The following is a 25,681-nucleotide window of genomic DNA, read 5'->3' as shown; positions in this document are numbered from 1 at the left end:
TTTCGCCTCTTTCCGATTAATTTGCCGTAAGCTTTTTATAAATGACAGATCCGAGCCATCTTGCACAAAGGTTAAACAAGAGCACCGAAATCACCAGCACCGCCGAGCCGCCGTTTGCAATCGCTTCGGCGTCAGGGATGATTCCCTGCGTATTGACACTCCATATATGAACCGCCAGCGTCTCAGCCGGCCTGAAAATGTTGAAAGGAGAAGATTCAGAAAACGGGTTCAAATCCGTAAAGTTCAGCCGCGGCGTTGTCAGTCCCGCTGTAAATAACAATGCGGCCGCTTCTCCGAATACTCTTCCTGATGCGAGAATGGCTCCGGTTAAAATCGAAGGAATCGCACTCGGAATCAGCACCGTTTTGACGGTATGCCATCTCGATACGCCTAAAGCGAGAGAAGCTTCTTTCAGCTCCTTAGGAACTGCAGTGAGCGCGCCTTCTGTCACCCGGACCATAACGGGAAGGTTAAAGACGGTTAATGCGAGCGCGCCTCCGATAATCGTGTAGCCCCATCCGGTCAGGTTTACAAACATCAGCATGCCGAACATCCCGATGACAATGGACGGAAGCGAAGACAGCACCTCAATACACGTTCTGATAAAATCAGTGATTTTATTTTGGGGCGCATATTCAGCCATAAAGACGCCGCCCCCCACACCAAGCGGTATCGTGATCAGCATGGTGATAAACAGAATGTAAAAGGAGTTAAAAAGCTGATCCCGTATTCCGCCGCCTGACGCAATGGCGCTCGATTTTGACGTAAGAAAATGCAAGGAGATTTCAGAGACGCCGTGAATAAGAATGTACAAAAACAATCCTGCCAAAATCGCCGCGATTATAGCGGCGCATAACCCGAATACACCGGTGGCCAATTTATCCGTTATTTTCCGGTTCATTACACTTTCCTCCTAGATGACAAGTAGCGTATGAGCAATATAAACAGAAACGACATGATGAGAAGAACGAGCCCCATAGACCATAACGTATTATTTTCAATACTGCCGTATGTGGTATGGCCCATGTTTAACGTAATAATCGTCGTTAATGTTCCCGCCGTATCAAGCAGGCTTTCCGGCAGAAGCTTTGTATTTCCGATAACCATCTGTACGGCGAGTGCTTCTCCGAACGCTCTTGCCATCCCGAGCACGACAGCGGTCAGCAATGTCGGAAACGCCGCCGGGATAAGCACCTTTCTGATTGTCTGCCACCTCGTCGCACCAAGCGCATATGAACCGTCGCGAAGGTGTTTCGGAAGTGACGCAAGCGCATCAGCGGAAATCGATGTAACAGTCGGCAGAATCATTACCGAGAGCACGATCGTCCCCGCCAGAAGGCTGTGACCCGTTCCGCTTGATTTAAAAGAGCCGATAAACGGAACCAATACTGTAAGACCTATGAATCCATAAACGACGGACGGAATGCCGACAAGCAGCTCAATTACCGGCTGCAGCACCTTTTTTCCCCAAGTCGGCGCAATTTCCGTCATAAACACGGCACCCGCAATACCGAGGGGCGCTGCGATCAGAGCGGACAGAACGGTGACCGCAAATGATCCGAAAATAAAAGGCAGCGCGCCGAACTCAGGTTTTGCCTGGGTTGGATTCCAATTCAGACTTGTTAAGAACTCAATCGGGCTTACACCATTTACAAAAAAAGATTGCAGCCCCTTTATGCCGAGAAAAATTGTGATCGCCGCTGATGCCGCAATGATAATCGCGGCACACACAGACACAATCACCCTTCCGCGGACTTCATCCAATTGCCTGTTTTGTTTTGAGCTTATTAAGCGTTCGCTTACAGACTCTTTTTCTCTGTGATTTATCATTTGTTTACACTCCTATAAAGAAGAAGAGGCGGGGAGCCCGCCCTCCCCTCAGCTTTGCTTGCCGTTTGCGTCACGTGTGACTTTCATATCAGAGATCGGAATGTAGCCTTGATCTTTTACGATACTTTTCTGTACTTCATCGCTGTTCATATAGTCAAGAAACGTTTTTGTAAGGCCTGACGCTTCTCCTTTCGTATAAGAGTGCTCGTAAGCCCAAATCGGATACTCGCCTGTGACGACGTTTTTCTCTTCCGGTTTGATGCCTCCGATCGATAAAGGCGTTACTTTGTCATCGTTTATATAAGAGAATGCCAGATAACCGATTGCTCCCGGCGTTTCAGCAATGATTTTTTTAACTGTATTGGAGGAATCCTCTGTAATGCCCTCAGCAGGATCTGCTCCGTCAAGCGCGTATTTGACGAACGTAGCGCGTGTTCCTGATGAATCAGGACGGTTCACGAGTGTAATTTTTTGATCTTTACCGCCAAGCTCTTTCCAGTTTTTAATTTTTCCTGTAAAGACGTCTGTCAGCTGTTTTTTGGTTATATCCTTTACGCCCGCACCGGGGTTGACCGCAGCCGCCATCGCCACTACCGCTACTCGGTGGTCTTTTAGGGCTTTCGCATCAATGCCTTCTTTTTCTTCAGCAAAGACATCTGAGTTGCCGATTTGCACTGCCCCTTCAGACACTTGCGAAAGACCTGTTCCTGAACCCCCCGCTTGCACCTGCACATCAGCATCCGGATGTTTTTCCATAAACTTTTCCGCCGCTGCCAGTACTAACGGCTGCATGGCTGATGAACCAGAAATGGTTAAAGAACCTGATGCTTTTTTATCCTCACTTGCAGATTGACTGTCTGTCTTGCCGCTTTCCTTTGCATTTCCGCATGCTGCAGCAACAATCATAACAGCAGCCATCAGAAGCATAAGCATCCATTTGTTTTTTTTCATTTCCTGAATTCCCCCTGCATTTAATGTGTAATTTGTCCTACACGTATAGAGTAAAGGGTTCTTGTAAAATGCGTATAAATCAAGTGTTAAGGTTTTGTAAATCCGGATGTTTTTTTGTATAAAAAAAAACGCTCACAGATTGTGAGCGTTTTTCTGTTAGTTGTTTGTATTGCCGTTTTCAGCGTCTTCCTGAATTTTATCTTCGTTTTTCTGCTTCGTATTATTATCTTCTTGTTTCTTTTTCAGCTCAAAGTATTTGTCCAGAGCTGCTCTTCCTATATCATCCGTAATCGAATATCGATCGCTGTAATTAATATAGGCCCAAGGAACGACTACAGAAATAGCCACTTCCGGATTATCAGCAGGTGCATACGCGACAAGAGTCGTGTTATATGTTGCTTCACCCGTCTCTGATTTGTCAGGACCGTCATAGAAAGATTGCGCGGTACCCGTTTTACCGGCAGGACTGTATGTCGCAGTCGCAAAATCAGTTGCGGCTGTCCCTTTTGTCATGACGCGTCTGAAACCTGCCTGCACTTCTTTAATGTCTGCATTATTCATATCAATCTTATTCAGTACTTGGGGCTGAACAGACTCTACAACGGCTCCGATTCCTTTTTTCGAATCAGGCTGCCTGACCTCTTTTACAAGCTGAGGTTTCAAACGATAGCCTCCATTGGCGATTGTAGATACATACTGCGCCATTTGCAGCGGTGTAAACGTATCATACTGTCCGATGGCAAAGTCTAACAGAAGACCGGAAATTCGCTGTGACCCTTGGTACCCGGTCGCTTCATTCGGAAGATCAATCCCCGTCTTAACTCCGAGTCCGAACTGATTGAAGTAGTATCTGAAAGTATCGAATGCCTTCATATCAAGCGGCAGGGACTGGCCTTTTTTGTACTCCCCTTTACCGACGGCAATCGCCGTTTTGAACATGAACACGTTTGATGATTCCTGAAGCGCTTTTTGGATATCTACGGGACCTAAATTCGTCCATGATTTTTTCGGGTTTTTACTTCCCTTGAAATACATAGGTTCATCCTGAAAAACGGTGTTCAAATTAATCGCGCCCGTCTGCAGTCCGGTCAACACCGTCGCTCCTTTGACCGCCGATCCCATTGCGTAGGAGGAAGTCATTGCGCCGAGGGCATAATCATTAATTTTGTACTTTCCATGATCATTCGTAATCTGTTTGCCGGCCATCGTCAGCACTTCTCCGTTTTTCGGGTTCATCATGACGACGAAGGCCCGATCAAGAAGCTTCGTGCTCGGTCTCGCTTTTGCCGATCTTAAATTTTTCTCAATGATTTTTTCAACGGATTTCTGCAGGTCCATATCAATGGATAACACAAGGTCTTTGCCGGCCTGCCCTTTTGAAATCACTTTGCTGCCCGTGACATTTCCGGATGAGTCGGTTAAGTTCTGCACTTTCTCTTTTTGACCCTGCAGCAGGCTTTCATATTGATATTCTAAATAGCTTTTTCCGACCCTGTCATTCCGGCTGTAGCCGAGTGACAGATAGTGATCCAGCAGGTTGGACGGAAGACCTTCGTTCGAACTGGATACACTGCCGAGCAATGTCCGGATCAGGCTTTTATAAGGATAAGACCGTTCCCAGTCAGACGTCACGTCAACCCCCGGCAGTTCATCTAAATGTTCGCTGACGACGGCCATTTCTTTTGCCGACACGCCTTCATTTTTGATGTATTGAGGCGTCAGGGAGTATCCTGAATCCATCTGCCTTTTGATCGCAAGGATCTGCATGTCTTTTGAAGTGAGCTCATTCAGCTGTTTGTCTGTGATGCGTTTCAGCTGAAGCTGATATAAATCATCGTCAGACAGTTTTTTGTCTTCAGCTTTTTGGTTTTCTTCGGCCGTAATCAGTTTTTTCGCTTCATCAGGCCTCGTTAACATCCAATAGTCTTTTTTATCCCGCTCAGTCACCTTTTTGGTGCTTACCTTAATCATACCCGACAGTTTTTTTGCGATTTTTAAACGCTGCGCCTGGGTGGTTGAGGCTGAACGTGTATATGTAATCGCATTTAATGCTTTATTCGTTACGATGGGATTTAGGTTCCGGTCGTATATTTTCCCTCTCGGAACCGCCGTGCTGACATCAGACTCCTCTTGCTTATTAGCGGCGTTTTTATAATCATCACCCTGAACGATCTGCTTGATGCCAAGCTCGACGATAATCCAAGTGAAAATAAGAAACGCAACCAAAAACAAAAAATTAAGCCGGATCGGCAGTGATTTTTTCTTTTCTTTGTTTACAGCTATTTTCTTTTTATTTCTCCTCATGACATCACCTTTTCTTATTTACAGAAAGAAATGACACCTTCTGTTCAGGTGCCATTTTTCATTCTAAAGGTTTTTTCGATATTTTTCTACAGATAACCCTTTTATCTTTCTCCTTTTATAAAATTCGGTTCCGCCGCCTGTTTTTGTCGGTCTTCTTCTACTGTTTCATCAGAAGTTTCCGTATCCAGTTTGATGTCTTTTATAAAGTAATAAATCAGCGGATGCCCGGCTCCGAGCAGCACGAGCGCCGCCGGTATCCCCACTTTTTCCTTGAACAATGTAACGATTACAAGGAAACAAAGGATGGAAACGATCCGGCCCGCATTTAAAAATAACTCCCTGAGCACAATGTATTCAATTCTGGCTTTTCTGGCAAGCCGCGCCCGGCCTATCACATCATATGTAAGCGAGACATACGGCACGAGCAGAACTGGATAGCCGATCGCAATAAACACTCCGTACAAAAGGAGCGTCGTGAAGCTCATTTTAAAAATAATGAGAAACAGAGCGCCGTACAAGATCAATCCGCCGATAAGAATCGCCTTTTTCCGCGCTCTTTTTTTGATGAGCCTTGATGCAAAATAATAGGCGAAAAAAGAAACCGCGGAATTGACGAGACCGAATGTTCCGAGCGCCAGCTCACTGTTTGTCGCAATGAATACAAATACGCTGATTAAAAAAACAAAAATCCCTTCTCTCAAGCCTTGAAAAAAGTGCGCGTTGGTAATCCGGCGCCAATTCAGATTCGTGTGGCGCTCATCAAAAACTTTTTTCAGCATAAACCGGCCTTTCGACTCCCTCCGCTTCAGAAAAAAGCTCATGACCACGGCAAGGGCAAATAAGCCGAGCGACAGGCTGAAAATGATTGTATAACCCGTATTGTTTTCAAGTCTTGAAATGACATATCCGGCCACAATCGGACCGATCATGCCCGCCGATGAAGATAAAATGCCTAAAAACCCGTTAAAAAAATCTCTCGTTTCCGGTTCCGTGATTTCGAAAGTCAGCACATTAAAAGCCAGCCAGTAAAAGCCGTATCCCACTCCGAGCACGGCCCCTATCAAAACGAGACGGGAAGCCGCAGTTTCTCCGGCAAGCAGCACACTTAAATAAAAAGCGGCCAAAAAGATAACGCCGAACCTTAGAATAAACACTCTGTCAATTTTTTTAGCCAGCCGGCCCGCCAGCAGAAAGGTAACCGGCTGCATCGTCACGACCGACAAATTGTATATGGCCAAATCAATAAATTTTCCCGACTGCTTCCACAAATACACGTTGACAAATGTATTTGACAGCGCGATGCCCAATGAGTAAAGGCCGCCAATCGTCAATAACAGCAGCAGCCCTTTATTTATTTCGATGTCGCCGATAATTTTTTTTATTTTGCTCATCATTGACTCCCCTTTACTACACATTAGTTTGTCTCACTCAAACTGAGATATGTAAGAGGAATCAAAGTCAATAAAAAAACAAGGTCTCCCGCGGGAGACCTTGTGATCATTCAACTCAATTATTTTGCTTCGCTGTAAAGACGGGCAACTTCATCCCAGTTCACAACATTCCAGAAAGCTGAAATGTAATCAGGACGGCGGTTTTGGTAGTTCAGGTAGTACGCGTGCTCCCAAACATCAAGACCGAGAACAGGTGTTTTACCCTCTGAAAGCGGTGAATCTTGGTTTGGCGTGCTTGTAATTTCAAGTTTGCCGTTGTTTACAACGAGCCAAGCCCAGCCTGAACCGAAACGGCCTGCAGCTGCTGCGGCGAATTTTTCTTTAAATTGATCGAAGCTTCCGAACGTGCTTTTGATCTCTTCAGCAAGCTCACCAGTCGGTTCGCCTCCGCCATTCGGAGATAAAAGAGTCCAGAATAAAGAGTGGTTTGCATGTCCGCCGCCATTGTTGCGGACTGCCGTGCGGATGTCCTCCGGCACTGCGTTCAAATCAGCAACAAGCTCATCTACAGATTTCTCTGCAAGCGCTGATCCTTCAATCGCTTTGTTGAGGTTTGTCACGTATGTGTTATGGTGCTTCGTATGGTGAATCGTCATCGTTTCCTTATCGATATGCGGTTCTAAAGCATCATAAGCGTAAGGCAATTCTGGAAGTTTGTAAGCCATAATTTTTTCCTCCTTTAAATATATGTACTGAAATGCCGCTTAACGCGAACTTTTCTAATCTCAATGTAACAAAAGAAAGCGTGGTAATCAATGAAAAAGCTCACAATCCGGCGATTCCAGCAGACATATTACACTTTATCCGTTCACGGCCGAAATTAAACCTTTCTAAAGCACCGTCCATAAGAAATATCCGATCATAAAGAGCTGAATGACGCCTTTTGCCGCCACGCTTGTTAAAAAGCCGATTAACGAGCCGAGCCCCACTTTTGCCGCGGACTTGATATCCTTTTGATGAACAAACACCTCAGCGCAGAGAGCACCGATAAACGGGCCTAATATAATGCCTGCCACGGGAATAACGAAGGGCCCGATCAATAATCCGATCGTGCTTCCCCAGATTGCCGCCCTGCTTCCTCCGTACCTTTTAACGCCAAGTAAATTTGACACATAGTCAGCGGCGAATAAAACGGCCGCAAATACCGCCTCAATGAGCCAAAACAGGTAAGAATAAGGACTGAAGGAAAACAAAAATCCGTAGAGAAGAAAACCGGCCACAATAAAAATAACGCTTGGAATCACCGGATATACAAGCCCGATAAAAGCAATGACGAAGACCGCAATGATCATCAGCCAATACAAAACACTCATGACAAAAACACCCTCCTTTGTTTTGCGGGCGATCACCGCTTCCCGCTTTATCTTATTATGTATGATTCCTTATCACCGCTTTAAATACTCTCACTTGTGTTCATCCCCTGTGAACGATACAATAAGCAACATATACCAGTTTAGGCTAGGAAGTGAAGATGTTGAACATATTTACGGCTTTATTGAAAAGTACATACTCTCCGGCAGATATTGCAAAAACACGGTTTCAGGGGATAGGAAAAGCGATCCTTTATGTATTTTTGCTGTCTGTCCTTTTTACGCTGCCAAGCGCTTATTACCTTTGCTCCGGCACCGTAAACTCAATGAACGGTTTCAAAACCGTGTTAAAGAAAGATTTCCCTGATTTCAGCATTTCAAACGGAGAATTGCAGACGAAAGCGTCCGCCTCTAAGGAAACGGAAGCGAACGGGTTCGTCATCGTGTTTGATCCGACGGATGCTTACGGCGCTAAACAAATAGCGGCGAAACAAAATGCGATCGGCATTTTGAAAAATAAAATGGTGCTTGCTGTAGACGGACAGGCGACAGAAATGAATTATTCGCTGATGCCTGCTGATATCACAAAAAAAGAAATCATATCAGCATTAAACCAAAATAAAACAATGATCGTCACCGTCCTGTCCGTTTTGCTGTTCATCATGACAGCGGCCGGAAAATTCATTGAAGTATCATTTCTCGCCGTCATCGGCCTGATATTGAAAAATGCGCAAAGAAAGACATTGAATTACCAGCAGCTCTGGAAGCTTTCGGCTTATTCCATTACACTTTCGACCATATTCTTTACGATCATGCGCGCGCTTGTCATTACGGTGCCGAGTGAATTTTTAGTGAATTGGTTTGTAAACTTTATCATCCTTTTCCTCGTCTTAAAAGAGATACCGCCAAGAAAAACAGCTGTGTAACAAAGACTGCCCCCGGCGGTCTTCTTTTTTGTCATGAACAAAATGGGACAAGCATACAATGAAGTAAAAATGTATGCGGGAGGCGGTTGGAATGAAGCGGCTTACTTTTGTATTCGGCAGTTTATTTGTGATATTCATTATCTTTTACGATCTTAAAATCGGCACGATCCCTTCTCAAGACCTTCCGGCATACGCAGCGGCGGCGCAGCCAGCCCAACAGGAAGCTTCATACAGAACGGTTACGGTCAAAAAAGGCGATACGGTGATGTCGATAGTCGGCGCACATAAAGCGCCAGATGATATTGCACAAGATTTTGAAGCGCTGAATCCGAATGTAAAAGCAAACGCCATTCAGGCAGGCACCGCTTATAAATTCCCCGTCTACCGCAATTAAACGTTAATTTCTTGTCAGTTCGGCAAATACACTGTTACAATATAACATGTAAATAGAAGTTGCCTGACATGTAAAAGGCTCAGCCTGCAAAAGCGGTAACTACAATTAAGGAGCGATTGACAAGTGAGTGAAATCACACATCGTACAAAAACGCGTCCCGTCAAAGTGGGACCTTTAACAATAGGCGGAAATAACGAAGTCGTCATTCAGAGTATGACGACGACCAAAACACACGACGTAGAAGCAACAGTTGCGGAAATCAACCGTTTAGCCGAAGCCGGCTGCCAAATTGTCCGGGTGGCATGTCCGGACGAACGCGCCGCTAACGCGATTGCCGACATCAAAAAACAAATTTCCATCCCTCTCGTTGTCGATATTCATTTTGACTACAAGCTTGCATTAAAAGCAATTGAGGGCGGCGCCGACAAAATCAGAATCAACCCGGGTAACATCGGCCGCCGCGAAAAAGTGGAAGCCGTCGTAAAAGCGGCGAAAGAAAAAGGAATTCCGATCCGGATCGGCGTAAACGCGGGTTCTTTGGAAAAACGCATTTTAGAAAAATACGGCTATCCGACTGCTGACGGAATGGTTGAGAGTGCGCTTCATCATATCAAAATCTTGGAAGATCTTGACTTTCATGACATCATCGTCAGCATGAAAGCGTCTGACGTCAATCTAGCCATAGAAGCATACGAAAAAGCGTCAAAAGCATTTGATTATCCGCTCCACCTCGGAATTACAGAATCGGGCACGCTGTTTGCCGGAACGGTAAAAAGCGCGGCCGGACTCGGAGCGATTTTAAGCAAAGGAATTGGAAACACGCTCCGGATCTCTCTGAGCGCCGACCCGGTTGAAGAAGTAAAAGTAGCCAGAGAACTGCTGAAATCATTCGGTCTTGCTTCAAACGCGGCTACGCTTATTTCATGCCCGACATGCGGACGGATCGAAATTGATCTTATCAGCATCGCAAATGAAGTGGAAGAATATATTTCTAAAGTCAAAGCGCCGATTAAAGTAGCCGTTCTCGGATGCGCCGTTAACGGACCGGGTGAAGCAAGAGAAGCCGATATCGGGATTGCCGGCGCGCGCGGCGAAGGACTTCTTTTCCGCAAAGGCCAAATCGTCCGCAAAGTCCCTGAAGAAACCATGGTCGATGAGCTGAAAAAAGAAATCGACAAGCTGGCAGAAGAACACTACGCAAAGCTTGAAGCGGAAAAAGCAAAAGCAGAACAAGAAACACAAAAAGCTTGACGGATATTCCGCCAAGCTTTTTTTTGCGTTGTGTTAAAAAAACGGTGTAATGAAGATGCCAAGCACAAGGGAAACAATACCGATTCCCATCGCCCATCCGCCTAAAGCGCCTGCTCCTCTTCTTCTGGCGATATAGCCGACGATAATGCCGCATGCCCCTAATAAAACAGGGAGCACAAACAGGGAAATGATAGAAATAGCCAATGCTGCATACCCTATCCCCCGGCCTTCACTTACTCCGTCCCGGTTATCATCACGGTCTGCTGCCCGGTCAGAAGCACGATATGGCTCTGAAATTTCAGCCGCTGTTTCTTCTGAATAAACATCACGTGTGATATCGGTTCCTTCCGATCCATGATCCACATAGTAGTCGTTGCCTTTTCGATTTTCGTAATCGTATGCCACCTTCAATTCCCCCTTTTTCTTTTATGAAAGGAGCTTTTTTAGTTTCCGCGTTTTTTACGGATTCATGTTTGCTAAACTTTTCTGGTATTGTTAATTGTTTATGTTACACTTGAAGGGATGAATTTATAGGAGTGTGGACATGTTACGGTTAGGTATAGATATTGACGGCACAGTTACGGCACAGGATACATTTGTCCCTTATTTAAACCGCTCATTTCATCTTTCCATTACCTTGGATGATATGACTGATTATGATCTGACGAAGCTTTTGAACATTACAGACGAGGAATTTTGGGAATGGATGAACGTTCATGAAGCAGCCATATATAAAGAAGCGAAGCTCGCGGAATTTGCCAAGCAGGCACTGGACGGACTGAAAGAAGAGCACCGTCTGATCTACATTACGGCAAGACGCGGCCACTTAGAAGATGTTACGCTGGACTGGTTTGCAAACCGGGACATTCATTACGATCACATTGAGCTTGTCGGAGGCCATCACAAAGTGGAAGCCGTCAAAAAACACGGCATTGATTTATTTTTCGAAGATCACCACGGCAATGCGACAATGATCGCAAAAGAAGCAGGCATTCCGGTTATCCTTTTTAACTCCCCATATAATCAGCTCCCCATCGATTCCAATATTATCAGGGTGCAGAATTGGCTTGAAGCCGTCGCCTGGATTAATAAAAACAAACATAGCTTTCAGCATGTGAAAAGCTGAAAAAAAACCTCCTGTATAAGCAGGAGGTTTTTTATCGGCACGCCGGACAGGTGCCGTAAATTTCAAACTTATGGCCGCTGATTTCATACCCTTCCAAATCATCGTGCAGCTTATCCATCGGACAGGACTCAATTTCCTTCGTTTTCCCGCAGGTTAAACAGATAAAATGGTGATGATGATGGGTATAAGAGCATGTAAAACGGAACAGTTTTTCTCCGGAAAGCTCCGTCGTTTCCAAAATGCCGAGTTCTTCATATAACGAAAGATTTCTGTATATGGTATCAAAGCTCAGACCCGGATAGTCGTCATTTAATGCGGCAAGCACGTTTTTGGCGGTCAGATATTTATCAGAATCAGCAAAAAGCTGCAGCATGTCTTCTCGCTTACTCGTATATTTATACCCTTTTTCTTTCAGCAGGTTCAACGCTTCTTGTACGTTCATGAGGACCTCCCCTTTACAACACGGTATCGCTCCAAAAAGAAAATGGCAGCTGTCTGAACAGCAGGCCATTTTCTTATGATGTATCAAATTATACCTATAAAATGATGAAAAGTAAATGAAAGCCTAGTGAATCGCGGTTTTGAACTTACCGCCCCTCGTTTCATGGGTATTCATGATCGTAATAAAGGCGTTTTTATCAATTTCAAACACAATGGATTTCAATTTAGTCACTTCAAGCCTTGTCACGACCGCGTAAATGACTTCTTTGGTTTCATCCGTATATCCGCCTTTTCCCTGAAGCTTGGTGGTTCCCCGTCCAAGCCGGTGCAATATAGCATCTGAGATCTCAGCATATTGCTCTGCAACAATAATGACCGCTTTTGTTTCATCAAGCCCCTGGATGACGGCGTCAATCGTTTTCATGGCAATATAATAAGTCATGAAAGAATACATTGCCTGCTCCGGACCGAACACAAAACCGGCCCAAATGAAAATAAACACATTGATGAGCATAACGAATTCCCCGACTGAAAAGGGCAGCTTTTTCGTGAGAAGGATACCAAGGATTTCAGTACCGTCCATCGAGCCTCCGTTTCGGATGACAAGGCCTACCCCGAAACCGAGCAAAAGCCCCCCGAATACCGTCGCCAAAATAGGCTGGGTCGTAATGGCCTCCACATGGTGCAATGAGGATTCAATCAGCGCTAAACCGACGATTCCGATAACAGTAGAGATGAGAAATGTTTTTCCGATATATTTATATCCGAAAATCATAAATGGAATGTTGAGTAACACAACGAATAAGGCAAAATTGAGGAGGGGATTGGACATAAAGAGGTGGTCTAAAATTAATGAAACACCGATAATGCCTCCGTCGATAAAATTATTAGGGACCAGAAACAATTCAATACTTACGGCGGCTGAACCCGCCCCGATCAGAATCATAATGACCCTGAAGATAAAGTGTAAAAATGATTCTCTTTTATGCTGTTTATTTGGGGTCATAAAATCTCCTTTCCTATAATAACTATTTTAAACAGTAAGCAACTTTATTTTACCATTAAAAGCTGTAACATTTTAATGATCTGCTCAATACATTATGTCTAAAGAGGTGAAAGTATCGATGATTTTAATACAAAGAATTATTTTGCAGCGGCTCAATCAAGTCACTGCGGACGATCTGCTGAAATATTCCAAGCAATACGGAATCAGCATTACGAGGAGTCAAGCGGCTGAGGTAGCGGCTCTGATGCACGGAAAAAACATCAATATTTTTGATGATCAGGAGCGGCTGCGCCTGCTGAAAAAAGTGGAAACGATAACCTCAAAAGAAACGGCGCGGAAAGTTGACGAACTTTTCAATCAATTCTCAGGGTAAGAAAGGAGGGACACCCGCCCCTCCTTTCTTTCTTATTGAGCTGATATTTTTTCAAGAAGCTCCTTATCAAACTGCTTTTCTTTCAGCATTTCGATTTCAAAACGGTACGGCGGCTTCTTATTTTTCTTGTCTTCGCCTACATACGGTGTTTCGAGGATTTTCGGAATATCGGCAAGCTGCTCGTGATGAACGATGTACTGCAGAGCGTCAAAACCGATCTCTCCGAACCCGATATTTTCATGGCGGTCTTTCCGGGCGCCTTTGATATTTTTACTGTCGTTAACATGAAGGACTTTTATCCGATCGATGCCGACGATTTTATCAAACTCGTTAAGAACACCGTCAAAATCATTAGCGACATCATACCCGGCGTCATGGGTGTGGCAAGTGTCAAAGCAGACGGATAGATGTTCATTATGCGTGACTCCCGCAATGATCTCGGCCAGCTCTTCAAAGCTTCTCCCGCATTCTGATCCTTTGCCCGCCATTGTTTCCAGCGCAATCTGCACGTTTTGACCGGGAACAATCACTTCGTTTAAACCTTCAATGATTTTTTTGATGCCCGTCTCAGCCCCGGCTCCGACATGCGCTCCTGGATGAAGCACGATCTGTTTCGCGCCGATCGCTGCCGTTCTTTCAATTTCAGAACGCAGAAAATCAACGCCCAGCTCAAACGTTGCCGGATTTGTCGTATTTCCGATGTTAATGATGTACGGCGCATGCACGACAATCTCGTCGATGCCGTTTTCCTTCATATGGGCGCGGCCCGCTTCAATATTCAAGTCTTCAATTTTTTTGCGGCGCGTGTTTTGGGGAGCGCCCGTATAGATCATAAATGTATTCGCCCCGTACGAAACAGCTTCCTTGCTTGCGGCAAGGAGCATATGTTTTCCGCTCATTGAGACGTGTGAACCTATTTTCAGCAACCCGATTCCCCTACTTTCCTTTGTTAGATTTGTTTCTTCTCTGCTTTCTTTTTATCTTTTCCATTTCGTAGCCCATTTTCTTTTTATAGCCCGGCTTCACTTTTTTCGGTTTTTTCACGAGGCGCTTCGCCATTTGGTCGGCCTCATTCTCCGATTTTTTGCGTTTTTTGCGGCGGTGGCGGTCATCGCCTTTCTTCCATTCGCCGTTTACAAGCTCCGCATAGTCAAACACAATACCCATCTTTTCGAGTCTTACGAGCGCATCTTCGTCAGAAAGCTCATAAATGGTCAGTGCTTGACCTGATGAACCGGCGCGTGCAGTTCTACCGACGCGGTGAACATAAAAATCCAGATCGTCCGGAAGCTCATAGTTGATGACGTGGCTTACGCCTTTAATGTCAATTCCTCTTGCCGCAAGGTCTGTCGCAATGACATAAGTGAATTCCAGATCATTAATCTGCTTCATTACCTTCTTACGCTCACGCGGCGTTAATCCCCCGTGCAGAAGACCGATCCTCATGCCCTTTTCAGTCAGATATTTCGCAATATGGTCAGCCGTGTTTTTCGTATTTGCAAACACAATGCCCAGATAAGGGTTCAGATGAGACATCATATCAAAAAGCAGTTTGTCTTTATCACGCTGTTTAGAAGGAACCAAAACATGTTCAATCTTTTCGGCTGTGATTCTTTTCGGCTCAACATGCGCGTACTTCGGATTTTCCATATACTTTTTCAAAAACGGCTTCAGCTTTTCCGGAATCGTAGCTGAGAACACTAGCATCTGAAGTTCTTCCGGCATACGCGATCCGATGAAATCAACGTCTTCTAAAAAGCCCATGTCAAGCATCAGATCAGCTTCGTCAATGACGAGAGACTGCGCTTTATAGACGTTCAATGCCTGCGCCTTAATCAGATCCGCGATCCGGCCCGGCGTTCCGACGACGAGATGAGGCTGTGTTTTCAGCTTATCAATTGATTTTTGCTTGTCCGTCCCGCCGATGAAGCATTTTGTCCGGATCGGCTCATCTTCCGCACCCTGTGTGATTTTGAGCGCTTCCTGATGAATCTGATTGGCAAGCTCTCTCGTCGGCGCCGTGATAACAGCCTGTACCGTATCAGAACCCGGATCAATCCGATTCAAAATTGGCAATAAATAGGCGTGGGTTTTCCCCGTCCCCGTCTGGGACTGCCCGATCACGCTTTCGTTTTTCAGTACGGCAGGTATCAGACGCTTTTGAATATCTGTCGGTTCATAAAAACCAAGGCGGTGAACTGCATCTATAATAAACGGTTTTAAGTTGTATCCATCAAATTTAGTTTCTTTCATTTTTCCCAGCTCCTTAAAGCGGCACATTCTGTGTCCATCATCACATTATAACCGATTTTACTTAAAAACACCATGTCTCGGGGGAATCCTGTTTTCGAGACAGAAAAGCAAATGCCCCCTCCGATGCATATTGTAATAGCAGAGAGACAGAAAGGAGGTACAAGTATGTTTCCACAGCAGCCGATGAGAAATATGGCGCAGCAGGGCCGGCCGTTTATGAATCCGCGTATGATGATGGGAGGAAGACCGTCATTGCCGGGCCGGCAGCTGATGCAGCAGGGCCGGCAGCTTTTCCCTCAGCAGCAGATTGCCGGAGCGGGCCTGAGAAACGCAGGCACGGGCGGCGGAGGGGGCTTAAAAGGGATGCTTTCCCGTTTTTTACCCGGTTCAGGAGGAGGAAGCGCTGCCGCGTCGGCACCGGCGGCGGCCAGCGGAGGAGCAGGTGCAGGACTGCAGGGAATACAGAACCTGGCAAGTCCGGCATCCCTGTCGAGCATGCTCGGCAACGTTCAGAAGGTGCTCGGCGTGGCGCAGCAGGTTACGCCGATGATCCAGCAGTACGGTCCTTTAGTACGGAGTCTGCCCGCCATGATGAAGCTTTACAGCCAATTAAGCAGCAGTGACGACGAGAATGAATCTGACGAGACGAAAGAAACAGACGAACAGGACAAAAAGGATGAAGCTGAAAAAACAGATGAAACAGAAGATGAAAACAAATCAGACGCCTCATCCAAAACATCAAAGAAGACGTCTGAAAAAGCATCCGCTTCAAAAGAAAAAGACGCCGCACAGGCAGACTCAGCGGAACAGCCGCGTCCAAAAAGAACATCGGGCAGATCAAAGCCGAAATTATATATTTAACATTCTTTGATATCTCACGAAAGATTAGCTATAATGAGATCAGAAGAATGCAAGATTTGAGCCGTTTAACTACGGCTTTTTATATTGCCTCTACACTCACTTTTGATAGGAGGACATCTACATTGAACGTTATCAAAATATCGCCGCGCGGCTACTGTTACGGCGTTGTTGATGCCATGGTCATAGCTAAAAACGCGTCACTCGATAAAACACTGCCAAGACCTATATATATACTCGGAATGATTGTTCATAATAAGCATGTCACAGATGCGTTTGAGGAAGACGGCATTTACACGCTTGACGGCACAAACCGTCTGGAGATTTTAAAGCAGGTGGAAAAAGGAACCGTTATTTTCACGGCTCACGGGGTATCTCCGGAAGTAAGAAAAGCCGCTGAGGAAAAAGGGCTCGTTACGATTGACGCCACATGCCCGGACGTCACGAAAACACATGACTTAATCCGGAAAGTAAAAGCTGAAGGCTATCACGTCATATACATCGGCAAAAAAGGCCACCCCGAGCCTGAAGGAGCCGTCGGCGTCGCTCCTGAAATCGTTCATCTCGTTGAAACAGAGGAAGACGTGAGAAATCTCGATATTCAGGCTGAGAAATTAATCGTTACAAACCAAACGACAATGTCCCAGTGGGACGTCCACGATATTATGGAATCAGTCAAAGAAAAGTACCCGTACGTGGAATACCATCAGGAAATCTGCCTGGCCACACAGGTTCGTCAAGAAGCTGTATCAGAGCAGGCAAAAAAAGCGGACTTAACCATTGTTGTCGGTGATCCGAAAAGCAATAACTCCAACAGACTGGCGCAAGTGTCAGAAGAAATCGCCGGAACAAAAGCCTACCGAATCGGAGACATCAGTGAACTGAAGCTCGAATGGCTGAAAGACGTCAATACCGTCGCCATTACCGCAGGCGCATCAACACCGACACCGATTACAAAGGAAGTCATCCGCTTTTTAGAGCAGTTTGACCACAACGATGAATCGACATGGCAGCTTGAACACAGTGTGCCGCTTAAAAAAATCCTTCCGAAAGTAAAAATAAAAAACTGAGGCCCGGGGCCTCAGTTTTTTTATAAGAAGGTAAATGGGTTTGTATCTGTTTCGGAAGCGAAAATGCGCACGTCATAGTTTTTCTCTCCGGCCATTGCCGTAAGCTTCTCAGCCGTGCCTTTTCTCATGATCTTTTCAGCATAATGCCCAGGGTCCACAACGTTTAATCCCATCATCATCGCATCATGCGCTACATGGAAATAAAGATCGCCCGTCACGTAAACATCTGCACCCTTCCGCTTTGCCTGATAAATATATTTATTTCCGTCACCGCCAAGAACCGCGACTTTTTTCACCTTGCTGTTTCGCTCTCCGACCATCCGGACTCCGTTAACGTCAAACTTTTCTTTCACAAACAGAGCAAACTCTTCAAGCGTCATGTCTTGCTGAAGTTTTCCGATGCGGCCGAGCCCTTTTTCAAGCGGAGACTGCTCCACCGGATAAATATCATATGCCACTTCTTCATACGGATGGCTTTTTTTCAGCGCTTTTACGACGGTTTTCTCCATACTTGCCGGAAAAACGGTCTCAAGTCTCACTTCATGGACGAGCTCCAGTTCTCCCGTCTGCCCGATAAACGGTTCTGCCCCGTCCAGCGGCTTAAAGCTGCCGATTCCCTCAGAGGAGAACGCGCAATGGCTGTAATTGCCGATATGTCCCGCTCCGGCGTTGCCGAGTGCGGTTCTTACAGCTTCTTCATAGTCTTTCGGAACATATACGGCAAGCTTTTTCAGCGGGTCCGAATATGTCGGGACGAGCACTTCTGTGTCTGTCAGACCGAGAGCTTCGGCAAGCAGGTCATTAACACCGCCGTCCGCTACATCAAGATTCGTATGAGCCGCATATACGGCAATATCATGCTTTATACATTTCTCAATCAGTCTTCCGCCAGGCTGATCAGTGGTGATCTGTTTAAGCGGCCGAAAAATCGGCGGATGGTGGGCGATAATTAAGTCAACTTTTTTCTCAATGGCTTCATCTACCGTTTGTTCCAGAACATCCAGTGTCACCATGACATTTTTCACCGGCTTATTCAATGTACCGATCTGCAGGCCGATTTTGTCTCCTTCCACCGCAAAAGCCTTCGGTGAAAATTGTTCAAACAGCTGGATGATTTCCTGTCCGTTCACATGTTTAGGCATGTCCGATTACCTCCTTCAGCAGAGAGATCCGCTCTTTCAATTCAGCTAATTTTTCATGATTTTCATGCTTTGCGCTGCGGCTGATCTGTTCATAAATTTGTTCAGTATGCTTAAGTTCCTGGCTCCATTTCCGAAGAAACACTTCATTCCTCTCTTTTAATAAAAACGGACCCGCAAGCATTCCGGCAGCCATCGGCACGTCCCGATAAGGCGCATCACGGTCGCCAGTTTCCGCAACGAGGATTTCATAACACTTTCCGTCTTCTTCGAGAATCACTTCATCAAGCAGTTCATAGCCTTCCTGATACAGCCACTCTCTTATATGAACGGCATGAATATTCGGCTGCAGAATCAGCCGTTCACGCCCCGTCAATTTCGTTTTCCCCGATTCCAAAATATGAGCGATCAGTGCTCCGCCCATGCCGGCGATTGTAATGGCGCCGGCTTCTCCTTTTTCAAGGACGCTCAGCCCGTCACCTTTCCTTACGGAGATAAGAGTGCTTAAGTCCAGTTTTTCCACCTGCTGTTTGGCGGATAGATACGGCCCGTCTGTAATTTCACCGGCGATTGCCCGGCTTGCCAAATGATTCAAAACGGCATAGCAAGGAAGATACGCGTGGTCCGACCCGATATCAGCAACCAGGGCACCCGGAGGGATATATTCCGCCACAGACTGCAATCTTTTAGATAACTTCATTTCATTCACAATATCACAACTTTTCTCAGGTTCTTTTTCCTTTACTATCATATAAAAAAACCGCCCGGAATCCAAGCGGCGGATAGAGTTTTTCATATGTCTTTTATATAGGGACCGGTAAAGCTTTATTTAATGTCAGAAACCCATTTTGCCATGTCATCCAGCTTTTCGGCCGGCACAAGGCCCGCGGGCATCCCGTTGCCGCCTTTTTCAATTTTTGTTTTAATCTCAGCGACATCTTTTCTTTTGCCGACGCCTTTTAAGTTCGGCCCTGACACACCTTCATAGTTTTCCCCGTGACAGGTGATGCAGTTCGCTTTATAAATCTCTTCAGGTGAAGCGTTTGCAGTTTCCTTCTCGGCATTTTTGCTTTCACCGCCGCTTGCGATCTGATGCGCATCTCCGTTGCCTTTTACAGCTAAAAAGAAAGTCAGCCCTATTCCCAGCACTGCAATGAGCAAAAAAGGAATCAGCGGATTCCACTTCATATCTCCATCCCCCTTTTTCATTCTCCCCCTATGTAAACACTTCTAATTCTAACTTATTTTTACAAAAAGTAAATGGTCTTGCTCAGCAATTTCATTGATTTCACAATTTATACAAAAAGCAAAAATAACTGTTTTGTTTATCACAAAATTATCTTTATTCTATTGTATAATGAATTGTATACGCTTACAATAAAGAATATAAATAAACTTATCTCATTTTCCCCCTTTCAGGACATGCCGCATTTTTTCCGAACTCATTTGCAAAACATATGCTTATCCAGTAAAATAAAGGTATATTATCCATATATCTTATACATAAAAAAGAACGGATCAAAAAGACCCGTTCCATTCTATTCGAGAAAATCCTTCAGACGTTTGCTTCTGCTCGGATGTCTCAATTTGCGAAGCGCTTTTGCTTCAATTTGGCGAATACGCTCTCTCGTTACTCCAAACACTTTGCCGACTTCTTCCAAAGTTCTTGTGCGTCCGTCATCCAGACCGAAACGGAGACGCAGCACGTTTTCTTCACGATCTGTCAACGTATCCAGCACATCTTCCAGCTGTTCTTTTAAAAGCTCATATGCCGCATGATCCGACGGAGATGTCGCTTCCTGGTCTTCGATGAAGTCACCGAGATGTGAGTCGTCTTCTTCACCGATCGGCGTTTCTAAAGAAACAGGCTCTTGAGCAATTTTTAATATTTCACGGACTTTTTCAGGCGTAAGATCCATGTCTTCAGCAATCTCTTCCGGTGTCGGCTCTCTGCCAAGATCCTGAAGAAGCTGACGCTGCACCCGGATTAATTTGTTGATGGTTTCCACCATGTGAACCGGGATACGGATTGTTCTCGCCTGGTCAGCGATGGCGCGTGTAATCGCCTGTCTGATCCACCAAGTCGCATACGTACTGAATTTATATCCTTTACGGTAGTCAAACTTCTCGACGGCTTTCATGAGACCCATATTTCCTTCTTGGATCAAGTCTAAGAAAAGCATGCCGCGGCCGACATACCGTTTAGCAATGCTGACAACTAAACGAAGGTTTGCTTCAGCCAGTCTGCGTTTAGATTCCTCGTCACCCTCTTCAATTTTTTGAGCGTAGGTGATTTCTTCTTTAGCAGAAAGAAGATTTACCCGTCCGATTTCCTTAAGGTACATGCGGACTGGATCATTGATCTTTACGCCAGGCGGTACGCTGAGGTCATTAAGGTCAAATTCTTCTTCGGCTTTGGCAAGCTGTTGAATATTAGGATCTTCCGTTTCTTCATTTTCACTAATTAATTCAACACCTTGTTCTCCTAAAAATTCATAATACTCATCCATTTGGTCTGATTCAATTTCAAAGCTGGACATGCGTTCAGCAATTTCTTCATATGTTAAAACGCCACGTTTTTTTCCAGTTTCAGTAAGCTGTTCTTTTACCTGGTCTAATGTAAGTTCTGTTTCTGTTTCGTGGGTTTGTTTATCAGCCATTATGGATCCCTCCTTCCAAAGCTTGCAACGAATTCTAAAAGCGGTATGTTTCTTATCCGACCCGGAAGCCTTCTCTCTTTTTCAGCATGCAGGGCTGCGGATAATAAATGACAATTCATGATGAGGTTAAGCGATCTATTTGCTCCTCCGCAAGGAATCATTGCCAATCAGAACGCAAGCCTCTTTTTGGTGTTACTTTAATGATCGGTTCAATGCAACAATTTCTTGAGCCAGAGACGCAGCTTTCACGAAGTCTTTCTGCCTCTCCGCATCCGCTCTTTCTGCTTCTTTTTCCTTTATCATTGACCATTTTCGGTGATCCAACACTTTTTTTACGTAATCGGATAACTCGGCCTCTGAGAGCTCCTCGTTTACTTGGAGCATCCCTATATCTGAAAGCAGCTGGCTGATTTCCTCATCCTGCATTCTCGCCATAAGATGCTGCGGCGTCATGTCAGCACCCTCTTCATAAACAGCGTACAGGTATGCTGCCAGCGCACGATGTCCGTCAATGTTAAATTCAAAGCCGACACGCTCAATCACTTTCTTTATGACGTTTCGGTCTCTCAGCATATGAGCGAGCAGAAGTCTTTCCGCGTTCTCATAGGCGGGACGGAGACGGCGCCGTTTCGCTTTTGTCGTCACCCGGGCCCGTCTTGTCTGCGGTTCAGCGTTTTTGTCGCCGGGGGCGTTTTGTCTGGCGTAGATGGAAAGCTGTTCCGTCAAAGATTCTACCGAAAGAGAAAATTCCGAGGCGAGCTGCTTCACATACATTTCCTGCTCAAGCGACCCGGAAAGAGCGCTGATTTCTTTCAGCACTTCTTTCATGTAAGCGAGCCGGTCTCCTTCGTCAGATAAGTTTTTCCCTTTGCGGAAATATTGCATTTTAAAAGCCATGACCGTAACGCTTGCATCAATGATATCGGTCCGGAATTTTTCTCCGCCCCGGGTTCTGATATAATCATCAGGATCAAGCCCGTCAGGCAGCATGCTTACTCTTACCTTACAATCGGCTTTCTGGAGCAGGCCGGCCGCTTTCAGCGTAGCTTCGTACCCGGCTTTATCCGAATCGTAACAGAGAATGACCTCCTGAACATTTCTCCTGAGGATTTTCACATGTTCTTCGGTGAGCGACGTCCCCATTGTGGCGATACTTTCTTTTACGCCTGAGCTGACGGCGGATATGACGTCAGCGAAGCCTTCAAACAGAACGGCTCTCTCCTCTTTCCTGATCGGCAGGCGCGCCTTATGAAAGTTATACAGCAGCTTAGATTTATGAAACAGCGGCGTTTCCGGGCTGTTCATATATTTCGGCTGCTGGCTTCCGAGCGCCCTTCCTGAAAAAGCCGCCACGGCTCCGTGGTGATCATGAATGGGAAACATAATTCTGTTTCTGAAACGGTCAAAATACCCGCTGCCGTCTTCCCTTCTGATCAGCAGACCCGCTTTTTCCATCAGTTCTTCCTCAAAACCGCGCTTTTTCAAGAATTTCGTCATGAAATCCCAGGAATCCAGCGCGTAGCCGATTTCAAACTCATCTATGAGCTCTTTCGTAAAACCCCTTGATAAAAGGTAATCTAACGCTTCCTGGCCTTCCTTTGTATTTATTAGCAAATGATGGTAAAATTTCTTCAGAAGCTCGTGGGCTTCCGCCATCTTCTGCTCTCCGGAAGATTCCGGCCTGGATGCAGAGTGAATCGTTATATCATCAGGGAAATCAATCTGATATTTATCCGCAAGGTGAGAAACAGCTTCCGTAAATGAATAGCCTTCCATCTGCCGTAAGAAAGAGAAAACGTTCCCGCCCGCACCGCATCCGAAGCAATGAAAGATCTGCTTATCGCTGGAGACGGAAAACGAGGGCGTGTTTTCCCCGTGAAACGGACAGAGCCCAAAGTAGTTGCGGCCTTGCTTTTTCAATTGGACATAATCACCTATGACTTCAACAATGTCTGCTGACTGCTGCACCTGATTAACTACTTCATCTGGTATGCGGTTTCCCATCTTATAACACTCCGTCGTACATTATTCGATGTTTTGATTTGAAATCCCTTCATCATTCGACAGGATTTTTTTAAGCAGGGTAACAAATCGATTCCGATCTTCTTTATTTAATTTTTTAGGTCCTTTGGAATGAATGCCGCTTCTTCTCATTTTGCCTGACATATGACGGCTCATCAGAGCGAAGTCAATCGTGTCTTCAGTATAAGAACGGCCCCTTTCCGATAAGACGGCAATATTTCTGTTCAGCAAAAGAGAGGCTAAACCGATATCCTGCGTGACTACGACGTCTCCCGATCTCACATGGTTTGCGATATATAAATCCGCCGCTTCTTTATGAGGATCAACGTATACCCAGTTCTCGTCTTTGCTTCTGGAAAGCTGGTAGTGTTCAAATGATGCGACGAAAATAACCCGAACGCTGAATTGCGATGCAATGAGCATTATTTCCTCTTTTACGGGGCATGCGTCTGCATCGACAAAAATCGTCTTTTCTTTTTCATTTAGAAGACTAATTCTCCATCCCTCCATCAATCTCCTGCATAAAAACAAGCGAAATCGCATATGCTCCATGACTGCGGATCTATTTTGAGCTTTGTCGAAAAATTTCCGGGAGTTATTCTTGACATCTTACCCATAATAGTTTATTCGTATCACACGAAGCTTAAACCTAAAAATAAACATTTTATCACAATTTTTTATTATAATACAAACTTCGCGAAGATGCCATCCTTTTTGTTTATTCCCTATTTGCATACCCAAAAACCCAGGATAAAGCGTCCTGAGTTATCGGCCCTTTGTTTTGAGATGATGAATGATGTTCGCTGTTTCCTCGACCGCTTTATTCGAAACGTCAACGACTTGGCAGCCGATCCGGTCCACGATTTTCTCAAAATACTCCAGCTCTTCTTTAATTCTGTTGATATTGGCGTAAATGGCTTTGTCATTTAAGCCGAGAGATTTTAACCGTTCTTTTCGTATATGGTTCAGTTTATCAGGGCTGATTTTTAAGCCGATGCATTTTTTCGGATCAACGCTGAACAGTTCTTCCGGCGGATCGACCTCAGGAACGATCGGCACATTGGCCACTTTCAGACGCTTATGGGCAAGATATTGTGATAATGGGGTTTTAGACGTTCTGGATACTCCGAGCAGGATGATATCGGCTTTTAAAATGCCTCTTGGATCTCTGCCATCGTCATATTTGACGGCAAACTCGATCGCCTCGACCTTTTTGAAATAATCTTCATCAAGCTGGCGGACGCGGCCCGGTTCATATTTGGCGGTCAGACCGTAAGCCGATTCCATTGTATCGATGAGCGGACCGATAATATCGTAATACAGCACATTCGCTTTTTCCGCTTGTTCAACCAGGTATTTGCGTATTTCAGGAACAACGAGCGTAAAACAAATAATGCCGCCGTCCGCTTTGGCGAGAGACACGACTTCATTAATGGTGCCGATATCTTCCACATAAGGTATTCTTCTGATATGCGTATCATCGGCTGAGCCGTTAAACTGGCTGAGCGAGGCTTTTACAACGAGTTCGGCGGTTTCTCCGACTGAGTCTGATACTACATAAATGATGCGATTGTCCATGTTATCCCCCCGTTAGTTTTCAAGCTTATATGATTTCATTTTCTGATAAACTGACAAGTATCTTAGTCATATTCGTTTTGGTAAACCGGCCGATGACCTCAAAGCCTTTATCCGTATCTTTAATAACGGGCAGGGCATCGATCTGTTTTTCAATTAAATACTTGGCGATGTCCATCACATAATCGTCACGCCGGCAGACGGCGATATTCGGCATTCTTGTCATGATAATATGAACCGGTATTGAGGCAAGTTCCTGCTGGCCGATGCTCGCCCGCAGCAAATCTTTGCGTGACAGCACACCGACTAAGACAGCATCACGATCTACGACAAATAACGTGCCGACATCTTCTAAAAACATGGTGCAGATGGCATCGTATACCGAGACATTTTCATTGATGACAACAGGGATCGATTGAAAATCTTTCACTTGCAGCTTTTTCAGTTTATCCGCAAGCAGCTGATTTCCCGTTTTCCCCGTATAAAAATAACCGACCCGCGGACGGGCCTCTAAGAAGCCTGACATGGTGAGTATGGCCAAGTCCGGCCGCAGCGTGGCCCTCGTTAAATTGAGCTGTTCTGCGATATGCTCGCCGGTAATCGGGCCGTTTTCCTTTACAATCTGTAAAATTTGTTCTTGCCGTTTATTTAATTCGATCGTACTCACCACCTTTATGGAAGGGTTTCTTTATCTATGTTTTCATTCTGTGATGTTTATGTAAAAGGGGAAAAGACGATTGC

27 protein-coding genes are annotated in these 25,681 nt (G+C 45.4%); 7 read left to right on the top strand and 20 right to left on the bottom strand.

Annotated features, from left to right (window positions below):
* Positions 1-16: 16 nt before the first annotated feature.
* The 7 genes from pstA to AR442_RS06510 form a co-directional block, all read right to left on the bottom strand.
* Complete coding sequence (gene pstA, locus AR442_RS06540) at positions 17-901, bottom strand: phosphate ABC transporter permease PstA (RefSeq protein ID WP_053284927.1); 885 nt, start codon at positions 899-901, stop codon at positions 17-19.
* The gene (gene pstC / locus AR442_RS06535) at positions 901-1,830 is read right to left on the bottom strand and encodes a phosphate ABC transporter permease subunit PstC (RefSeq protein ID WP_007612605.1); all 930 of its coding nucleotides are present in this window, start codon (positions 1,828-1,830) and stop codon (positions 901-903) included. The genes pstA and pstC overlap by 1 nt, the downstream gene beginning before the upstream one ends.
* Positions 1,831-1,878: 48 nt before the next feature.
* Positions 1,879-2,781 carry a phosphate ABC transporter substrate-binding protein gene (locus AR442_RS06530; protein ID WP_007408304.1) on the bottom strand — a complete coding sequence of 301 codons (903 nt, stop codon included), beginning with the start codon at positions 2,779-2,781 and terminating at the stop codon, positions 1,879-1,881.
* Positions 2,782-2,937: 156 nt separating this feature from the next.
* The gene (gene pbpA / locus AR442_RS06525) at positions 2,938-5,085 is read right to left on the bottom strand and encodes a penicillin-binding protein 2A (protein WP_029973866.1); all 2,148 of its coding nucleotides are present in this window, start codon (positions 5,083-5,085) and stop codon (positions 2,938-2,940) included.
* A gap of 101 nt (positions 5,086-5,186) precedes the next feature.
* Complete coding sequence (locus tag AR442_RS06520; protein WP_012118002.1) at positions 5,187-6,476, bottom strand: MFS transporter; 1,290 nt, start codon at positions 6,474-6,476, stop codon at positions 5,187-5,189.
* A 119-nt stretch (positions 6,477-6,595) separates the two neighbouring features.
* Positions 6,596-7,201 (bottom strand): superoxide dismutase SodA, encoded by a 606-nt coding sequence (sodA, locus tag AR442_RS06515; RefSeq protein ID WP_003153025.1) that lies wholly within the window; start codon positions 7,199-7,201, stop codon positions 6,596-6,598.
* Between the two features lie 165 nt (positions 7,202-7,366).
* The gene (locus AR442_RS06510; RefSeq protein ID WP_007408301.1) at positions 7,367-7,849 is read right to left on the bottom strand and encodes a DUF456 domain-containing protein; all 483 of its coding nucleotides are present in this window, start codon (positions 7,847-7,849) and stop codon (positions 7,367-7,369) included.
* A 158-nt stretch (positions 7,850-8,007) separates the two neighbouring features.
* Between AR442_RS06510 and AR442_RS06505 the strand changes: the two genes are divergently transcribed.
* The 3 genes from AR442_RS06505 to ispG all read left to right on the top strand — a co-directional run bounded on the left by AR442_RS06505 (position 8,008) and on the right by ispG (position 10,417).
* Entirely contained in the window at positions 8,008-8,772 is a 765-nt protein-coding gene (locus AR442_RS06505) for a DUF1189 domain-containing protein (RefSeq protein ID WP_014418394.1), read from the top strand.
* A gap of 91 nt (positions 8,773-8,863) precedes the next feature.
* The gene (locus AR442_RS06500; RefSeq protein WP_003153022.1) at positions 8,864-9,166 is read left to right on the top strand and encodes a LysM peptidoglycan-binding domain-containing protein; all 303 of its coding nucleotides are present in this window, start codon (positions 8,864-8,866) and stop codon (positions 9,164-9,166) included.
* 132 nt (positions 9,167-9,298) lie between these two features.
* Positions 9,299-10,417 carry a flavodoxin-dependent (E)-4-hydroxy-3-methylbut-2-enyl-diphosphate synthase gene (gene ispG / locus AR442_RS06495; protein ID WP_170616544.1) on the top strand — a complete coding sequence of 373 codons (1,119 nt, stop codon included), beginning with the start codon at positions 9,299-9,301 and terminating at the stop codon, positions 10,415-10,417.
* A 33-nt stretch (positions 10,418-10,450) separates the two neighbouring features.
* Here ispG and AR442_RS06490 read toward each other — a convergent pair whose 3' ends face one another.
* Positions 10,451-10,828, bottom strand: coding sequence for a DUF308 domain-containing protein (locus AR442_RS06490; RefSeq protein WP_087920773.1), 378 nt, complete (start codon positions 10,826-10,828; stop codon positions 10,451-10,453).
* A gap of 133 nt (positions 10,829-10,961) precedes the next feature.
* On the opposite strand from AR442_RS06490, the gene AR442_RS06485 reads away from it, so the two are divergent.
* Complete coding sequence (locus AR442_RS06485) at positions 10,962-11,543, top strand: nucleotidase (RefSeq protein WP_007408297.1); 582 nt, start codon at positions 10,962-10,964, stop codon at positions 11,541-11,543.
* A gap of 31 nt (positions 11,544-11,574) precedes the next feature.
* Here AR442_RS06485 and zur read toward each other — a convergent pair whose 3' ends face one another.
* Positions 11,575-11,985 (bottom strand): zinc uptake transcriptional repressor Zur, encoded by a 411-nt coding sequence (gene zur, locus AR442_RS06480; RefSeq protein ID WP_003153018.1) that lies wholly within the window; start codon positions 11,983-11,985, stop codon positions 11,575-11,577.
* A gap of 123 nt (positions 11,986-12,108) precedes the next feature.
* A complete protein-coding gene (locus tag AR442_RS06475) occupies positions 12,109-12,990 on the bottom strand; it encodes a YitT family protein (RefSeq protein ID WP_007408296.1) in 882 nt (293 codons plus the stop codon).
* A 118-nt stretch (positions 12,991-13,108) separates the two neighbouring features.
* Between AR442_RS06475 and AR442_RS06470 the strand changes: the two genes are divergently transcribed.
* Positions 13,109-13,363 carry a DUF2624 domain-containing protein gene (locus AR442_RS06470; RefSeq protein ID WP_014418397.1) on the top strand — a complete coding sequence of 85 codons (255 nt, stop codon included), beginning with the start codon at positions 13,109-13,111 and terminating at the stop codon, positions 13,361-13,363.
* 32 nt (positions 13,364-13,395) lie between these two features.
* Here AR442_RS06470 and AR442_RS06465 read toward each other — a convergent pair whose 3' ends face one another.
* Both AR442_RS06465 and AR442_RS06460 read right to left on the bottom strand, forming a co-directional pair.
* The gene (locus AR442_RS06465; RefSeq protein ID WP_014418398.1) at positions 13,396-14,289 is read right to left on the bottom strand and encodes a deoxyribonuclease IV; all 894 of its coding nucleotides are present in this window, start codon (positions 14,287-14,289) and stop codon (positions 13,396-13,398) included.
* Between the two features lie 10 nt (positions 14,290-14,299).
* Positions 14,300-15,616 (bottom strand): DEAD/DEAH box helicase, encoded by a 1,317-nt coding sequence (locus tag AR442_RS06460; RefSeq protein WP_022552948.1) that lies wholly within the window; start codon positions 15,614-15,616, stop codon positions 14,300-14,302.
* Between the two features lie 165 nt (positions 15,617-15,781).
* Between AR442_RS06460 and vrrA the strand changes: the two genes are divergently transcribed.
* Complete coding sequence (vrrA, locus tag AR442_RS06455) at positions 15,782-16,477, top strand: VrrA/YqfQ family protein (protein ID WP_012118006.1); 696 nt, start codon at positions 15,782-15,784, stop codon at positions 16,475-16,477.
* A 122-nt stretch (positions 16,478-16,599) separates the two neighbouring features.
* Complete coding sequence (locus AR442_RS06450) at positions 16,600-17,544, top strand: 4-hydroxy-3-methylbut-2-enyl diphosphate reductase (RefSeq protein WP_053284928.1); 945 nt, start codon at positions 16,600-16,602, stop codon at positions 17,542-17,544.
* Positions 17,545-17,564: 20 nt separating this feature from the next.
* On the opposite strand, the gene AR442_RS06445 is transcribed toward AR442_RS06450, so the two are convergent.
* The 8 genes from AR442_RS06445 to ccpN form a co-directional block, all read right to left on the bottom strand.
* Positions 17,565-18,686 carry a Nif3-like dinuclear metal center hexameric protein gene (locus AR442_RS06445; RefSeq protein ID WP_015240228.1) on the bottom strand — a complete coding sequence of 374 codons (1,122 nt, stop codon included), beginning with the start codon at positions 18,684-18,686 and terminating at the stop codon, positions 17,565-17,567.
* Positions 18,679-19,383: a tRNA (adenine(22)-N(1))-methyltransferase gene (locus AR442_RS06440; RefSeq protein WP_038460841.1), complete on the bottom strand. Its 705-nt coding sequence runs from the start codon at positions 19,381-19,383 to the stop codon at positions 18,679-18,681. Before AR442_RS06440 ends, AR442_RS06445 begins: the two co-directional genes overlap by 8 nt.
* Positions 19,384-19,508: 125 nt before the next feature.
* Entirely contained in the window at positions 19,509-19,871 is a 363-nt protein-coding gene (gene cccA / locus AR442_RS06435; RefSeq protein WP_003152999.1) for a cytochrome c550, read from the bottom strand.
* A gap of 350 nt (positions 19,872-20,221) precedes the next feature.
* Positions 20,222-21,343, bottom strand: coding sequence for an RNA polymerase sigma factor RpoD (gene rpoD / locus AR442_RS06430; RefSeq protein WP_003152998.1), 1,122 nt, complete (start codon positions 21,341-21,343; stop codon positions 20,222-20,224).
* A 192-nt stretch (positions 21,344-21,535) separates the two neighbouring features.
* Positions 21,536-23,347 carry a DNA primase gene (gene dnaG / locus AR442_RS06425; RefSeq protein WP_007408290.1) on the bottom strand — a complete coding sequence of 604 codons (1,812 nt, stop codon included), beginning with the start codon at positions 23,345-23,347 and terminating at the stop codon, positions 21,536-21,538.
* Between the two features lie 21 nt (positions 23,348-23,368).
* On the bottom strand, positions 23,369-23,875 hold the full coding sequence (locus AR442_RS06420; protein ID WP_014418404.1) for a YaiI/YqxD family protein: 507 nt from the start codon (positions 23,873-23,875) through the stop codon (positions 23,369-23,371).
* A gap of 255 nt (positions 23,876-24,130) precedes the next feature.
* On the bottom strand, positions 24,131-24,943 hold the full coding sequence (locus tag AR442_RS06415; RefSeq protein ID WP_053284929.1) for a pyruvate, water dikinase regulatory protein: 813 nt from the start codon (positions 24,941-24,943) through the stop codon (positions 24,131-24,133).
* A 25-nt stretch (positions 24,944-24,968) separates the two neighbouring features.
* Positions 24,969-25,607, bottom strand: coding sequence for a transcriptional regulator CcpN (gene ccpN / locus AR442_RS06410; RefSeq protein WP_003152989.1), 639 nt, complete (start codon positions 25,605-25,607; stop codon positions 24,969-24,971).
* Positions 25,608-25,681 lie beyond the last annotated feature (74 nt).

This window comes from Bacillus velezensis, from assembly GCF_001461825.1.
Lineage (GTDB): Bacteria > Bacillota > Bacilli > Bacillales > Bacillaceae > Bacillus > Bacillus velezensis.
This window is presented reverse-complemented; position numbering and strand designations above follow the sequence as displayed.

What these genes read in the sequence shown, in the direction of transcription:
- pstA (WP_053284927.1), bottom strand. Translation starts at nt 901, where the DNA reads ATGAACCGGAAAATAACGGATAAATTGGCCACCGGTGTATTCGGGTTA.
- pstC (WP_007612605.1), bottom strand. Translation starts at nt 1,830, where the DNA reads ATGATAAATCACAGAGAAAAAGAGTCTGTAAGCGAACGCTTAATAAGC.
- AR442_RS06530 (WP_007408304.1), bottom strand. Translation starts at nt 2,781, where the DNA reads ATGAAAAAAAACAAATGGATGCTTATGCTTCTGATGGCTGCTGTTATG.
- pbpA (WP_029973866.1), bottom strand. Translation starts at nt 5,085, where the DNA reads ATGAGGAGAAATAAAAAGAAAATAGCTGTAAACAAAGAAAAGAAAAAA.
- AR442_RS06520 (WP_012118002.1), bottom strand. Translation starts at nt 6,476, where the DNA reads ATGAGCAAAATAAAAAAAATTATCGGCGACATCGAAATAAATAAAGGG.
- sodA (WP_003153025.1), bottom strand. Translation starts at nt 7,201, where the DNA reads ATGGCTTACAAACTTCCAGAATTGCCTTACGCTTATGATGCTTTAGAA.
- AR442_RS06510 (WP_007408301.1), bottom strand. Translation starts at nt 7,849, where the DNA reads ATGAGTGTTTTGTATTGGCTGATGATCATTGCGGTCTTCGTCATTGCT.
- AR442_RS06505 (WP_014418394.1), top strand. Translation starts at nt 8,008, where the DNA reads ATGTTGAACATATTTACGGCTTTATTGAAAAGTACATACTCTCCGGCA.
- AR442_RS06500 (WP_003153022.1), top strand. Translation starts at nt 8,864, where the DNA reads ATGAAGCGGCTTACTTTTGTATTCGGCAGTTTATTTGTGATATTCATT.
- AR442_RS06485 (WP_007408297.1), top strand. Translation starts at nt 10,962, where the DNA reads ATGTTACGGTTAGGTATAGATATTGACGGCACAGTTACGGCACAGGAT.
- zur (WP_003153018.1), bottom strand. Translation starts at nt 11,985, where the DNA reads ATGAACGTACAAGAAGCGTTGAACCTGCTGAAAGAAAAAGGGTATAAA.
- AR442_RS06475 (WP_007408296.1), bottom strand. Translation starts at nt 12,990, where the DNA reads ATGACCCCAAATAAACAGCATAAAAGAGAATCATTTTTACACTTTATC.
- AR442_RS06470 (WP_014418397.1), top strand. Translation starts at nt 13,109, where the DNA reads ATGATTTTAATACAAAGAATTATTTTGCAGCGGCTCAATCAAGTCACT.
- AR442_RS06460 (WP_022552948.1), bottom strand. Translation starts at nt 15,616, where the DNA reads ATGAAAGAAACTAAATTTGATGGATACAACTTAAAACCGTTTATTATA.
- vrrA (WP_012118006.1), top strand. Translation starts at nt 15,782, where the DNA reads ATGTTTCCACAGCAGCCGATGAGAAATATGGCGCAGCAGGGCCGGCCG.
- AR442_RS06445 (WP_015240228.1), bottom strand. Translation starts at nt 18,686, where the DNA reads ATGCCTAAACATGTGAACGGACAGGAAATCATCCAGCTGTTTGAACAA.
- AR442_RS06440 (WP_038460841.1), bottom strand. Translation starts at nt 19,383, where the DNA reads ATGAAGTTATCTAAAAGATTGCAGTCTGTGGCGGAATATATCCCTCCG.
- cccA (WP_003152999.1), bottom strand. Translation starts at nt 19,871, where the DNA reads ATGAAGTGGAATCCGCTGATTCCTTTTTTGCTCATTGCAGTGCTGGGA.
- rpoD (WP_003152998.1), bottom strand. Translation starts at nt 21,343, where the DNA reads ATGGCTGATAAACAAACCCACGAAACAGAAACAGAACTTACATTAGAC.
- dnaG (WP_007408290.1), bottom strand. Translation starts at nt 23,347, where the DNA reads ATGGGAAACCGCATACCAGATGAAGTAGTTAATCAGGTGCAGCAGTCA.
- AR442_RS06420 (WP_014418404.1), bottom strand. Translation starts at nt 23,875, where the DNA reads ATGGAGGGATGGAGAATTAGTCTTCTAAATGAAAAAGAAAAGACGATT.
- AR442_RS06415 (WP_053284929.1), bottom strand. Translation starts at nt 24,943, where the DNA reads ATGGACAATCGCATCATTTATGTAGTATCAGACTCAGTCGGAGAAACC.